The sequence below is a fragment of the Marinagarivorans algicola genome, assembly GCF_001292705.1.
Classification (GTDB): domain Bacteria; phylum Pseudomonadota; class Gammaproteobacteria; order Pseudomonadales; family Cellvibrionaceae; genus Marinagarivorans; species Marinagarivorans algicola.
The window spans coordinates 47582-61232 of record NZ_LGAK01000004.1 but is presented as its reverse complement, the minus strand read 5'-3'; the positions used below and the strand labels follow the sequence as shown (position 1 = coordinate 61232).

At 42.4% G+C, this 13651-nt stretch carries 9 protein-coding genes; 7 read left to right on the top strand and 2 right to left on the bottom strand.

Going from position 1 to position 13651, the window contains the following annotated elements; all coding sequences use genetic code 11:
- The first annotated feature begins 39 nt into the window (after positions 1 to 39).
- From glgX to glgC, 3 genes are all read left to right on the top strand, one after another.
- Positions 40 to 2142, top strand: a complete 2103-nt coding sequence (gene glgX, locus AC438_RS02165; RefSeq protein ID WP_053979640.1) for a glycogen debranching protein GlgX — start codon at positions 40 to 42, stop codon at positions 2140 to 2142.
- Between the two features lie 80 nt (positions 2143 to 2222).
- Positions 2223 to 4661: a glycogen/starch/alpha-glucan phosphorylase gene (locus AC438_RS02160; RefSeq protein WP_053979639.1), complete on the top strand. Its 2439-nt coding sequence runs from the start codon at positions 2223 to 2225 to the stop codon at positions 4659 to 4661.
- A 180-nt stretch (positions 4662 to 4841) separates the two neighbouring features.
- Positions 4842 to 6119 carry a glucose-1-phosphate adenylyltransferase gene (glgC, locus tag AC438_RS02155; protein ID WP_053979638.1) on the top strand — a complete coding sequence of 426 codons (1278 nt, stop codon included), beginning with the start codon at positions 4842 to 4844 and terminating at the stop codon, positions 6117 to 6119.
- 253 nt (positions 6120 to 6372) lie between these two features.
- Here the strand turns inward: glgC and AC438_RS02150 are convergent, their stop codons facing one another.
- The gene (locus tag AC438_RS02150) at positions 6373 to 7476 is read right to left on the bottom strand and encodes a phosphoribosylaminoimidazolesuccinocarboxamide synthase (RefSeq protein ID WP_053979637.1); all 1104 of its coding nucleotides are present in this window, start codon (positions 7474 to 7476) and stop codon (positions 6373 to 6375) included.
- A gap of 248 nt (positions 7477 to 7724) precedes the next feature.
- Here AC438_RS02150 and AC438_RS02145 point away from each other — a divergent pair, with 248 nt between their 5' ends.
- The 4 genes from AC438_RS02145 to AC438_RS02130 are packed head-to-tail and all read left to right on the top strand — an operon-like array spanning position 7725 to position 13017.
- The gene (locus AC438_RS02145; RefSeq protein ID WP_053979636.1) at positions 7725 to 9290 is read left to right on the top strand and encodes a glycogen synthase; all 1566 of its coding nucleotides are present in this window, start codon (positions 7725 to 7727) and stop codon (positions 9288 to 9290) included.
- Between the two features lie 56 nt (positions 9291 to 9346).
- A complete protein-coding gene (locus AC438_RS02140; RefSeq protein WP_053979635.1) occupies positions 9347 to 10675 on the top strand; it encodes a tetratricopeptide repeat protein in 1329 nt (442 codons plus the stop codon).
- A gap of 49 nt (positions 10676 to 10724) precedes the next feature.
- Entirely contained in the window at positions 10725 to 11162 is a 438-nt protein-coding gene (gene dtd / locus AC438_RS02135) for a D-aminoacyl-tRNA deacylase (RefSeq protein WP_053979634.1), read from the top strand.
- Positions 11163 to 11187: 25 nt separating this feature from the next.
- Complete coding sequence (locus tag AC438_RS02130) at positions 11188 to 13017, top strand: ABC transporter ATP-binding protein (RefSeq protein ID WP_053979633.1); 1830 nt, start codon at positions 11188 to 11190, stop codon at positions 13015 to 13017.
- Positions 13018 to 13257: 240 nt separating this feature from the next.
- On the opposite strand, the gene AC438_RS02125 is transcribed toward AC438_RS02130, so the two are convergent.
- Positions 13258 to 13614: a Na+/H+ antiporter subunit G gene (locus AC438_RS02125; protein ID WP_053979632.1), complete on the bottom strand. Its 357-nt coding sequence runs from the start codon at positions 13612 to 13614 to the stop codon at positions 13258 to 13260.
- Positions 13615 to 13651: the final 37 nt, after the last annotated feature.

Genomic DNA, 13651 nt, shown 5'->3' with positions numbered 1-13651 from the left:
CCATTCAAATCAATAGCAAATTTTAACAAGTGATTAACTATGCAAACAGTCATTGAGCATTTTGAAATAGGACAAGGTAAGCCTTATCCTTTAGGTGCCACAATTACACAGGCAGGCATTAACTTTGCGCTATTTTCTACTGGTGCAAAAAAAGTTGAGCTCTGTATTTTTTCTGAGGATGGAAAAACAGAATTAAAACGCGTTGAAATGCCTGAGCAAACAAATAACGTTTGGCATATCGAATTGGCTAATGCAAAGGCGGGTTTAGTGTACGGCTATAGAGTGCACGGTGATTACATACCACAAAAAGGCTTGCGCTTTAATGCGAACAAGCTGCTGGTTGACCCATATGCTAAAGCATTAGTGGGGGAATTTACTTGGTCAGATACTCACTATGGCTATAACGTAGGGAATAAAGATTCTGATCTTAGTTTTAACGAAGATGACAATGCAGCATTTATACCCAAGGCTAAAGTTGTTCAGCCAACACCAGCACCGACTCCTCTGTCCGAGCCTATTGATTGGCAAGATACCATTATCTACGAAGTGCACTTAAAAGGTTTTACTCATCTACAGCGCCGTTTGCCACCAGAGCTGCGCGGTCGTTATTTAGGTTTTGGGCATCCAGATGTTATTAGTTATTTAAAAGATTTAGGTATTACTAGTGTTGAATTTTTACCTTTACATGGTTTTATTCATGATCAATTTGTAGAAGATAAAGGTCTTAAAAATTATTGGGGTTATAACAGCTTAAACTTTTTTGCCCCTCATGCCGAATATGCTAATAGTGATGAGGTCGCAGAATTTAAGCAAATGGTGTCTGCGCTGCATGAAGCTGGTATCGAAGTCTTACTCGATGTGGTTTATAACCATACGGGTGAGGGCAATCAGTTAGGTCCCACTTACTCTTTTAGGGGAATTGATAATACTAGCTATTATGGATTAGAAGCTGAAAAGCGCTTTTATATTAATGATACTGGTTGCGGCAATACCCTGAATATTAATCATCCTAGAGTTTTACAATTGGTAATGGATAGCTTGCGTTATTGGGTTACCGAGATGGGTGTAGATGGTTTTCGTTTTGATTTGGCTAGCGTGTTAGGTCGTGAACCTCATGGCTTTGATCCTTGTAGTGGCTTTTTTGATGCGGTGCAGCAAGATCCGGTTTTAGCCAATGTTAAGTTAATCGCAGAACCATGGGATATAGGGCCTGGCGGCTATCAGCTAGGTAATTACCCTGCGGGATGGAGTGAGTGGAATGATAAATACCGTGATGTGGTTCGGCGGTTTTGGCGTGGTGATAGCGGCATGTTGCCAGATTTTGCTAAACGTATTCATGGTTCCAGTGATCTTTTTGAAAGTGGCGGGCGAAGACCTTCTGCCAGTGTTAATTTTGTGGCCAGCCATGATGGTTTTACAACCAGCGATTTGGTGAGCTACAACCATCGTCATAATCTCGCGAACAAAGAAGATAACAATGATGGTCACAAAGGCAATTTTAGTCATAACCATGGTGCCGAGGGCCCAACACAAGACAAAGCGATTAATGATATCCGTAATCGGCAAAAACGAAATTTATTGGCAACTGTATTATTGAGCCAAGGTACACCGATGATACTTGGTGGTGATGAGCTTGGTCGTAGTCAGCAAGGAAATAATAATGCTTACTGTCAAGATAGTGAAATTAGTTGGTTTAATTGGTCCGAGTTGACATTAGATGATTGGACACTAAAAAACTTCTCGCGTTATGTGATTAAGTTGCGTCAAAGTATTCATGTGTTTCGTAGTCCGCGATATATTCATGACCCCGGTCAAGATGAGGTGCAGAGCGTTAATATTGTTTGGTTGAGCCGCGATGGCCATCCTATGGAAGAAAAAGATTGGCACGAACAAGACAATCATGTCCTGGGGTGGATGCTAGAGTCAACCGAGCCTGAACATGAATGCGTATTAACATTGTTTAATGCGGATAGCCGCAAACAGGCATTTACTCTGCCCAATGGCTGGGAGTGGACACTAAAGCTTGATACGGCAGCTGTGAATGGTCAGCCAAAGCCCGGCTGGGAATGTGAACCCTGTGTGACGCTAGAAGATAAGAGTCTTATGGTATTTGTTGGTGCCGATAAGACAGCCACAGTATAAGCTTGCCAACCATACTCTAAAGACTTGTATCGTTAGGTGCATGTGTGCGCCTTTATTGACTCAATAATTAAGGTAGATAAATGAAAAATAAAGGCGCAAAACCCTCACTGAATAATACCGATATTGCTTGTGATCTACAGCGGCACTATAACTTTACATTAGGACGTTTTGATAGCCGAGTTAAAACGCCTTATCTATTAAAAGCTTTGGCTTTGACTGTTCGTGATCGTTTAATGGAGCGCTGGCGTGTCACGCGCGAACAAGAAAATGCGGCTCAGCCTAAGCGTGTTTATTATTTATCGTTAGAATTTTTATTAGGTCGCAGCCTGAGTAATGCGATCAAGAATATAGGCGCGCAAGCCGAGGTCGAGCAGGCATTACACAGCTACGGTTGCACGCTAGAAGATCTGGAAACCGAAGAAATTGATGCTGGCTTAGGTAATGGTGGTTTAGGGCGTTTAGCCGCGTGTTTTTTAGATAGTTGTGCGACACTTAATTACCCTGTAATGGGCTACGGTATTCGTTATGAATACGGTATGTTTCATCAATCACTCGAATCAGGGCGGCAAATAGAGTCTCCTGATCACTGGTTAAGAGATGGTAATCCTTGGGAGTTGGAGCGCCCAGATCATCGCCGGCGTATTCAGTTTCATGGTCGTACAGAGTCTTATACAGACGATCTGGGTGCTCGCCATATGCGCTGGGTCGATACTAGCGATATTTATGCGCTGGCCTACGATATGCCTATTCCCGGCTACAATACCCAAACTGTCAATACCTTACGGCTCTGGAAGGCGACTGCAACAGATGAATTTAATCTCAATGAATTTAATGCTGGTGATTATGCTGAGGCAGTAGCTGAAAAAAACTTAGCCGAACAAATTACGATGGTGTTATATCCTAACGATGCCAGTGAAAATGGCAAAGAGTTACGTTTAAGGCAGCAATACTTTTTAGCATCGGCCAGCTTGCAAGATGTTATAGAGCAGCACTTGGAGCATTGTGGAGGCTTTGCTCATTTTGCGGATAAAAACTGTTTTCAGTTAAATGATACTCATCCGACGATTGCTATTGCAGAGTTAATGCGCCTATTAATGGATGAGCATCGACTAGAGTGGGATGCCGCGTGGGCGATAACGAATAATACGATGGCATACACAAACCATACTTTATTACCCGAAGCGCTAGAACGTTGGTCGGTACACTTGTTCAGTGCCTTGCTGCCTAGGCTACTCGAAATTATTTATGAAATTAATGCACGCTTTTTAGTTCAGGTTGCGCAGCGCTGGCCTGGCGATACTGAGCGCCAGCGAAGGATGTCACTGATCGAAGAAGGTGACGAGCCTATGGTGCGTATGGCTTACTTAGGTATTGTGGGTAGCTTTAGTGTGAATGGCGTTGCAGTATTGCATTCTAGGCTTCTCAAGGAGGATCTTTTTAGAGATTTTTATGAACTCTGGCCTCATAAGTTTAATAATAAAACGAATGGCGTGACACCGCGTAGATGGCTCTCTCATTGTAACCCAAGTCTGGCAGATTTGATCACTCAGTCGATTGGTGATGCATGGCAAAAAGATCTATCTCAGTTAGAAGCGCTACGTGCTTGTGTAAATGATCAATCGTTTACGCAGCAATGGGCTAACATAAAACGTCAAAATAAAGCGCGTTTATCTGATCTTGTTAAATCGAATACAGGTGTTACTTTTAATCCGGATAGTCTGTTTGATGTGCAGGTAAAGCGAATACATGAATATAAACGCCAATTGCTGAATATTATGCATGTTATTCATTTGTATGATCGTATAGCAAGAGGCGACACGCAAGGCTTACAGCCGCGCTGTGTGCTCATTGGTGGAAAGGCTGCACCGGGCTATTACTTGGCCAAATTAATAATTAAGCTTGCCAATAATGTGGCGTCAGTCGTGAACTCTGACCCAAATGTCGCATCGTTATTACAGGTTGTATTTTTGCCCAATTATTGTGTATCTGCAATGGAGGTTATTGCACCAGCTGCCGATTTATCTGAGCAGATTTCCACAGCGGGTAAAGAGGCTTCAGGCACCGGCAATATGAAATTCATGATGAACGGCGCTTTAACTATTGGTACTTATGATGGTGCAAATATTGAAATATTGGAGGCTGTAGGAGCTTCCAATTTCTTTTTATTTGGTTTGAAAGTAGAAGAAATTTCTGCGCATCGAGTTGCTTGTACGCCAAATCAAATTATTGAGAGCGATGTTGACTTATCTCGTGTTATGCAGCTACTAGAGTGTGGGCACTTTAGCTTGTTCGAATCAAATTTATTTGACCCTATTGTGAATTCAATTCGCAACCCTCATGACCCTTGGATGGTCGCGGCTGATTTTAGGGGTTATATCGATGAGCAGCAGCGAGCGATCGAATGTTATCAAAATCGCGAATTATGGGTGAAAAAAAGTATTTTCAATACAGCTGCTAGCGGGCGTTTTTCGAGTGATCGTACCATTACAGAGTATGCAAACGATATTTGGAAGCTTTAAGTTAAAGCCTTAAACGAAAGCGTGAATTCAGGTTTAACAGGGTCCAGCTCAACGCTGAATATAATTGATTCCTCGGTCAATTAAAGGGAGCTTATAAAGCATACCAGTATCTAGGCTAGGCCGGCTCATAAAAATAGTATTCAACAATAATTAATTAAAACGATTTCATTTGGAGTAAACATGGAACACCCAAACCCGCGTTATGTAAGCCGGTTAACGAAAGACACCTTGGCATTAGTATTGGCTGGTGGCCGTGGTAGTCGCTTGTACGAGCTTACCGATTGGCGAGCAAAACCGGCACTGTATTTTGGCGGTAAATTTAGAATTATTGATTTCCCATTGTCAAATTGTGTGAACTCAGGAATTCGTAAAATTGGTGTGCTAACACAATATAAGGCTCATTCGCTAATTCGCCATATTCAGGTAGGCTGGAGTCATTTTAAGCGCGAATTAGGTGAATATGTTGATGTGCTTCCTGCGTCACAGCGCAACTCCCCAAACTGGTATCAAGGGACAGCTGATGCACTCTATCAAAATACCGATATTATTCGAGCCTCCGGTTGTAAGTACGTTATGGTACTTTCTGGCGATCATGTTTACCAAATGGATTACGGTAACATGCTGGCGTACCATGTCGAAAATGAAGCTCAGCTTACAGTGTCTTGCATTGAATTTCCTATTGAGGAGGCTGCAGGAGCGTTTGGTGTGATGTCGGTTGATGATAAAGACCGCGTATTAGGTTTTGAAGAAAAACCCGAAAAGCCAACACCAATTCCAGAAGATGCCACGCAGTGTTTAGCCTCGATGGGGAATTATATTTTTGATACTGAGTTTTTGTTGGATCTACTCGAAAAAGATTCTAATGAAGAAAATTCAGAGCATGATTTTGGTAAAGATATCATCCCGTCAATTATCAACCATGCTGATGTTTTTGCATATCGCTTTAGGAGTAATGACGGTGGCCGCGCTTACTGGCGTGATGTGGGCACGCTCGATTCGTTTTGGGCCGCTAACATGGAGTTGATTTCGCCTACGCCGGCGCTAAATCTGTACAATCACCAATGGCCTATCTGGACATATCAAACACAGTTACCACCGGCTAAATTTGTATTTGATGATGAAGATCGTCGTGGCTATGCTGTAGATTCTATGGTTAGCGGTGGCTGCATTATATCGGGTGGCAAGCTTAAGAAATCCTTATTGTTTTCGGATGTTCATGTGCATTCATATGCTGACATAGAAGAGTCTGTGATTTTGCCCGAAGTAGAAATTCATCGCGGCGCAAAAATCAAAAAAGCAATTATTGACCGTCAATGTGTTATTCCAGAAAATATGGTGATTGGCTATGATCATGAGCAAGATAAAGCCAATGGCTTTCGTGTTACGGCTAAAGGTGTGGTATTGGTAACACCTGAAATGTTAGGCCAGCGTGGCGGTGCTAGACAGCTACTTAAATAAAATATCCGTGATAAAAAAGCTCGCCTAAGTGAGCTTTTTTAGTAACTGCTCATAGCTGCCGAAATTTGGCACTAATGAATCATTATCTGGAGCGCTCAAGCTATCTGCAACTTTGTGCTTTTGCAAAGTCTGATCTTGCATATCCTTATTAAAGGTGCAAAGTTTACCCCCATACATCCATGCTGGGTATTTAATCGCTCCGACGTTTAAATACCCAGAAAATAATCCATCAGTTTGGCTAAATAGTTATTTGTTATTGTATTAGCTGATATTGGCTGTTTAGAATATCAATAATCTCAGCCTTAGGATTGCTGGGTAACACGATAGTCTGACCAATGATTTTCTCGGCGATGTCTAAATAAGTGCGAGAAATATCCATGATGGTTTGAGTCGGTAAAAGATTATGTTTGGCTAATGCGATACGTTCAGGCATTCGGTTTTTATTCAGTAAAATATCTGGATCGGGGAAGTGGTTTAATAAAAATTGACGGAATGATTCTTTACTACGCTCTACAATGTTCCCTTTAGCATAAGCACTGCCTTCCCAGATACGTGAGGAGTCGGGCGTGCCTACCTCATCCATATAGATCAGTTCATCTTCGCCGTCTTGATTTTTGACATAGCCAAACTCAAATTTGGTATCGACAAAAATTTGATTAAGATTAGCCAGTTGTTGTCCTATGACATCAAAGCCTTGTTTTAATAAGTGCTCGTATTTGGCAATATCGCTATAGCGCTTAAAATTAAAGGCTTGAAAGTTATCTTCTATATTTTTGCGTGTAATGTTAACGTCATCAGCCTCGGGGATACCGGGTATTCCTTTTAAAATCCCTTTTGTTGAGGGTGTCATGAGTAGTTCGGGTAATTTTTGATCTTTTTGTAAGCCCTCTGGCAGTGTGATACCGCAAAAATCTCGTTCGCCTTGGGCGTAGGCGCGCCACATGCTTCCGGTAATATATTGTCGGCAAATGGCTTCGATCATGACGGGGGTTGCCTTTTGTACAATCCACACAAAAGGGTGCGGAATATCAACGATATGACTATTGGCTAGGCCTTGCTCTTTGAAGGTTTTAAACCAATGATTAGCAATAGCGTTGAGTGCGGCGCCTTTGCCTGGCACACCCGCCAAACCTTCTTCGCCTTGCCAAATGCAGTCAAAGGCTGAAATACGGTCGCTAATTACCATAACTGCTAGCGGCGTATCTGGGTGTAGCGCATAGCCTTTCTCGGTAATTAAGCGACGGCTTTCTTGTGTATCCAACCAATACACTGAGCGCACTTTACCGCTATGTACGCGGCTGGAAGTTTTGATGGGCAGGTCGTCATTGACGGCCAGCACTTGAGAGGCAAGAGACATAAAAAACCTAAGGCAAAATAATTGAAATCGAGAAGCAGATAATAACAGTTGGTCCCTGTTTCAACAATTTATGTCTATACCTGCGATGAGTTAAGCTGGCTTGGCTATTCTGGCGAAGGGTGAATTTATGCTATGGTTCTAGGCTGCGTATGGCGCTGCTTTAGCCATAAAAAATAATACGGGTTTAAGTGCTAGGCACAGCCGCGATAAATAAATTTACAATGCAGTTAATCGGAGGGCCAAGGTCTGTGAGCAAGCGTATTTTAATGGTGGCGGCGGAAAACGACGCCTTACCCCATGCAAAAGTAGGTGGTATTGGTGATGTGGTACGAGATATTCCTTTAGCGCTTGCTGAGCAAGGTTGCCAGCTACAAGTGGTATTACCGGATTATGGTCATTTTGCTGTGATGCCATCGGCGCAATTGCGTGGCCATTTTCAGTTGCAGTTTGCTAATCAGACCGAACGCGTAGCATTGTATCAACTGGAGCCTATTAACCATCGACATAATAACGTCACTTATTGGGCTTTGGGTAATCCGCGATTTGCCCCTCGTGGCGATGGTAGTGTGTATTGCAACGATGCAGGCGATCGCCCTTTTGCCACTGATGCCTCTAAATATGCCTTTTTTTGTGCAGCGGTTGGGCAAATTATTGCTAGTGGTGGTTTTGGTGAGCTGGATGTGGTGCATTTGCATGACTGGCATGCCGCGTTATTATTAGTATTACGTGAATACGACCCAAGCCTAATCAGCTTAAAAGCTATACATACGACTTACACTATTCATAATTTATCTTTACAGGGTGTGCGCCCTTTTAAAGGTGATGACTCTTCTTTCGAAGCGTGGTTTCCTCATTTGCACTATAGCCCGCATTTAATTTGTGATACTCGCGCGGTACACTGCATCAACCCTATGCGCGCAGGGATTAATCTAGCGAATAAAGTTCATGCGGTATCGCCAACCTACGCGCAAGAAATTACTCGTAGAAGCAATGTACCCCAAGGAGTGTACGGTGGTGAAGGGCTAGAAAATGATCTTATTATGGCGCGTGAGCAAGGTCGCTTAGTCGGAGTGCTTAATGGTTGTGAGTATCCACAAAACGCAACCTACACTAAAGTACCTAAAACACGCTTGATACCAGCGCTCGAGGATGCATTAATGGTTTGGGCCTCAAGCGCGACACTCATGCAAAGCTGCCATTGGATTGCCCAGCAGCGCTTACAGCGATGGAGCGCTAAAAAAGATAGAGGTATTTTAGTGACCTCTGTAGGCCGTATTACGAGCCAAAAAGTACGTCTATTATTTGAGCGACATACTGATGGGCGCACAGTTTTGCAGCACCTACTCGATGAACTTGGCGATAAAGGTATGTTTGTATTTCTAGGCTCTGGTAATGAAGTGCAACAACAGCAATTGCTCGCAATGGCAGGGAGTCATCAAAACTTTATTTATTTGCAGGGGTACTCCACAGCGGTCTCTGATCTGCTTTATAATTCTGGAGACTTATTTTTAATGCCGAGCTCTTTTGAGCCTTGCGGTATTAGTCAAATGCTTGCAATGCGTGCCGGGCAGCCTTGTTTGGTCCATTCGGTGGGTGGCTTAAGAGATACAGTGATTAATGGTGTTACAGGCTACAGCTTTAAAGGTGACACCATTCAAGAGCAATCAGAAAATTTAATTTCCACTTTTGCGTTAGCGTTGACAAACTACAAAAAGCATCCCACTAAGCACGCTACAATGGTTAAAAAAGCGAGTCAGCAGCGCTTTTTGTGGAGTGATGCTGCACAGCAGTACATACAATTTCTATATTCATAACAATAGTATAAATATTATCTGTTTATACATATATATTTTTTTATTAAGGATTAAGCATGGCCGCTAAGCCAACATTGGTTCGACAAGTCGGTGTTTTACTAAAAAAGCACGGTTGGGATATTGAATACTTTAAAGGCTTTGTCTTGGGTTTGGTTTGGCTTGATTTATTTCGCGAGCATAGCCGCTATGAAGCTTTTTTAGACTTACCCGAAAACGCATTAAATAAAGATGAAAATGCATTGCTTGGTGCTTATGCGCTGCAGCTAAGTAACGATATTCTGATGGAGCGCTTTAGGTTTTCGGCAGGTTGTAGTGTCGATAAGTCAAGCTTGTCAGCAAATTACAAAAAATCAAATAAGTTATTTCAGTGGGCAAGCGGTGTGCATATGGCTTGTCGTATTGTTGAGGTCATGATAGAAGACGGAGATTTAGTTGAAGATGAAAATTCTTCCTATTTACTGGCTCGTATTGGTGAAAATGTATACCCTTTATTAGATAAAGATTTCGCCATTGATTTTTTTAGCGAGCTCAATGAATGCAAAATCAATGAAGCTGGCTGCATTGATTTGTTGGTACGCTTGCGTAGCGACCTGCCTAAATTAATTCGCGATATTACACTATCTTCGCAAATGCTCACGCAGACAACCTCGGATTATGATCATCAAGAAGAGTATCATCGTATTGATTCGAGTGCACCTATAGGTAATATTCACGGTTATTTTGCTACATTAACCGATGAAGCCGACATTAATGATTGCATTGATGATTTATTGCCTAGTGTCATGATGGGGAATAAATCTGAGCGAATTAAAAATGTAGAGGCGTTATTGAAATATGCCGAGAAAGCCCTTGGCGAAGACTTTTTTGTTGACAATAAAGGGTATTTTTGGGGGTTGATAGAAACGCGCACTTATATGCGTACATTAACGGCTTTGGCCGAAGTATATAAAGTCGCTATGCAGCGAGAAAAAGCCGTTGAGTGTTATGAAAAAAGTTTAAGCCTATGTAAAGAAGATAATCTAGGCGCACGCTATTTGTTGGCCGACCTGTATCTGGAATTACGCCGGGCCGATGATGCTTTAAAACTCATTGAGCAATTTAAAGATGATGCTGGTGCAATGATGTTATTTACAAAAGCGTTGGCATTATTTATTAAATATGGTGATAGCCCTAAAGCGGCTATAGGTTTAAAGGAAGCCGTTGAGTCCAATGAATTTATCGCTCTTATGCTAGTGGGTAAAATGGCATTACCTAAAAAGCCGCCAGAGTATTATGGTTTGGGAGATGAAAATGAAGCGGCGTTGTATGTGATGCATAACCGTTTATTGTGGATTAATTCACCTGGTGCTATAGATTGGCTGACCGCTCAACAAGTTCGATCTTGATTGTGTTATGAATAAAAACTAGCACGTAAATCATCAAAAAGGGCATTTTATGAAAGTATTAATACAGCGTGTCACTCAGGCAGAGGTTGATGTAGCAGGTGAGTGTGTTGGTAAAATAGGGCAAGGTTTATTATTGTTGATTGGTTTAGAAAAAGGGGATACTGAGCATACGCTTGAGCGTATGTGTCAAAAAGTGCTTAATTATCGTATTTTTAGTGATGCCGAAGGAAAAATGAACCTTAGTGTTAAAGAAATCGAAGGTGGCGTATTGGCAGTCTCGCAATTTACCTTAGCCGCAGACACTCATAAAGGTTTAAGGCCTGGCTTTTCGGTGGCCGCTTTACCTCATGTAGCCAAAAGTTTATTTAATAGCTTTGTCATAATGCTGCGTGCTGAACATAACAAGGTGGCGTCGGGTATTTTTGCAGCCGACATGCAAGTGAGTCTTGTTAACGATGGTCCTGTGACTTTTTTATTAGAAATGTAATTTCAAAATGGTTGTATTTATTTAAATGTTTTCTTTTGTTGAGCGTATCACCCAGCCTTTTAGTAGCAATAGCTCTAAGCAGCCACCTAGTCAGTTTGTCGCTTTTTGCCTGTATTTTACACGCGGTTACGGCATGCTCTTAGGGGCTATGGCCTTTTTTAGTGTATGTGTGGCCTTGATGGAGGTGTCGCTGTTTCGCATGCTGGGGTTGCTTGTCGATTGGTTAAATAGTTATACGCCACAAGAGTTATGGGCAGTCCATGCGCATGATTTATTCATTATGGCGGGTATTGTACTTTTTGCGCTACCTTTATGCGTATTTTTACATGGTGTTATTTTACATCAAGGAGTGTTTGGCAATTACCCTATGGCGATACGCTGGAAGGCTCATAATTATTTATTGCGCCAAAGTATGGAATTTTATCAGGATGAGTTTGCAGGGCGTATTGCGACTAAGGTAATGCAAACTGCATTAGCGGTACGTGAAACCGTCGTGAAACTATTGGATGTATTTTTATATATTATTATATTCTTTGGCGGCATTTTATTAATGGTTGCTAGCTTAGATGTACGTTTGGTGATACCTTTTCTTGTTTGGTTGGTGGCTTATATTGGCGTGCTTAAGTTTTTTTTACCACGCTTAAAGGCGGTATCTATGCGACAGGCTAATGCCCGTAGCGAAATGACAGGTCGCTTAGTCGATACCTATACCAATATTAATACCGTTAAATTATTCAGTCACGCCCGCCGTGAAGCGGAGTATGCCCGTGAGAGCATGGATGATTTCTTGAAAACAGTGTACCCGCAAATGCGCTTAGCTGTGTTGCTTAAAACCTGCGTATGGACGCTTAATGCCTTATTGATTGTATCGGTTTCGGCGTTATGTCTTTACTTATGGTCGTTAAGTTTTATTACTGCGGGTGTTGTTGCAGCGGCGGTGGGTGTCATTTTGCGATTATACGGTATGAGTCAGTGGATTATGTGGGAGGTGAGTGGCCTATTTGAAAACATAGGCACGGTGCAAGATGGTATAAATACACTCAGCCAGCCTTTGGCCATCGAAGATAAAGCCGATGCTAAAGTACTACAGTGTAACAGTGGTGCCATCACGTTTAATGCGATGAATTTTGACTATGGCGAGAAAGGTGGTGTGATTAGTCAATTTAATTTAGCGATTCAGCCTGGCGAAAAAATTGGCTTAGTTGGGCGTTCGGGTGCCGGTAAGTCAACATTGGTGAATTTACTGTTACGCTTTTACGATATAAAAGGCGGTCAAATTTTAATTGATGAACAAGATATTCGCGATGTTACCCAAGATAGCTTACGCGCTAATATTGGTATGGTGACGCAAGACTCTTCTCTTATGCACCGCTCAGTTTACGATAACATTGCCTATGGGCAGCCTAATGCGACAATGGAGCAGGTAGTTGCCGCTGCTAAAAAAGCGCAAGCGTATGACTTTATTCAAGGCTTAAGTGATGGTCAAGGCCGCACAGGGTTTGATGCCCATGTCGGCGAGCGCGGCGTTAAACTCAGTGGTGGTCAGCGCCAGCGTATTGCGATTGCGCGTGTACTCCTTAAAAATGCACCCATTTTAATTTTAGATGAAGCAACTTCTGCACTCGATAGCGAAGTTGAGGCCGATATTCAAAATAACCTTATTGAGCTAATGGCAGGCAAAAGCGTCATCGCCATCGCGCATCGACTGTCTACGATCGCAGCACTCGATCGTTTAATTGTTTTAGATAAAGGTCAAATTGTTGAGCAGGGCACTCATCAAGAGCTATTGGCGAATAACGGTTTGTATGCGCAGCTCTGGTCGCGTCAGAGCGGCGGTTTTTTAGGTGAAGGCTGAGGTGATTGGACTTACATTCAATGCCATGTAGCACTCTTGTAGTTTGGGCGCTTGTCTAGCGGTAACGATTAAGAGCTACCGAAATTGGGCACTAATATATCATTGTCCGGGTCGCGTAAATTGCTGTACCTTGGTGCTGCGACACAGTCTATCTATTATATGCTTTATGCAGGATGAGAGCGCTTGATGAGCGCTCTCGAGGTTGGGTTGAATGACTAGAGCCATCTACAAGCTAATACGCTACGGGGTCATGCGCTCGGCAGCACGTTTTGATAAAGTTTTATCTGTGGTTTTTTCGAGTATTTGCAATTTATGATGCATCGCTGTTTTGGCAAGCATATAAGCAGTCACCGGAGCGGTAATTAATAAAAATAGTGTAATCAGTAACTCATGTACACTTAAATAGCCTTGCCAATAGGTAACCAGTATCATCGAGGCAATAAGCAAACAGCCCATGCCTAAAGTTGTTGCCTTGGTGGGGCCATGCAGGCGAGTGTAAAAGTCTGGTAATTTTGCCAAACCTAAAGAGCCAATAAAAGCAAATGTGGCTCCAGTAACAAGCAATATTGATGCAACTAATTCAACCCAAAATTCCATGAGCGTTTCCCAAATGATGCGATTTAAAAAATATGTA

What these genes read in the sequence shown, in the direction of transcription:
- AC438_RS02150 (WP_053979637.1), bottom strand. Translation starts at nt 7,476, where the DNA reads ATGTCTCTTGCCTCTCAAGTGCTGGCCGTCAATGACGACCTGCCCATC.
- AC438_RS02130 (WP_053979633.1), top strand. Translation starts at nt 11,188, where the DNA reads ATGTTTTCTTTTGTTGAGCGTATCACCCAGCCTTTTAGTAGCAATAGC.
- AC438_RS02160 (WP_053979639.1), top strand. Translation starts at nt 2,223, where the DNA reads ATGAAAAATAAAGGCGCAAAACCCTCACTGAATAATACCGATATTGCT.
- dtd (WP_053979634.1), top strand. Translation starts at nt 10,725, where the DNA reads ATGAAAGTATTAATACAGCGTGTCACTCAGGCAGAGGTTGATGTAGCA.
- AC438_RS02140 (WP_053979635.1), top strand. Translation starts at nt 9,347, where the DNA reads ATGGCCGCTAAGCCAACATTGGTTCGACAAGTCGGTGTTTTACTAAAA.
- AC438_RS02125 (WP_053979632.1), bottom strand. Translation starts at nt 13,614, where the DNA reads ATGGAATTTTGGGTTGAATTAGTTGCATCAATATTGCTTGTTACTGGA.
- glgC (WP_053979638.1), top strand. Translation starts at nt 4,842, where the DNA reads ATGGAACACCCAAACCCGCGTTATGTAAGCCGGTTAACGAAAGACACC.
- glgX (WP_053979640.1), top strand. Translation starts at nt 40, where the DNA reads ATGCAAACAGTCATTGAGCATTTTGAAATAGGACAAGGTAAGCCTTAT.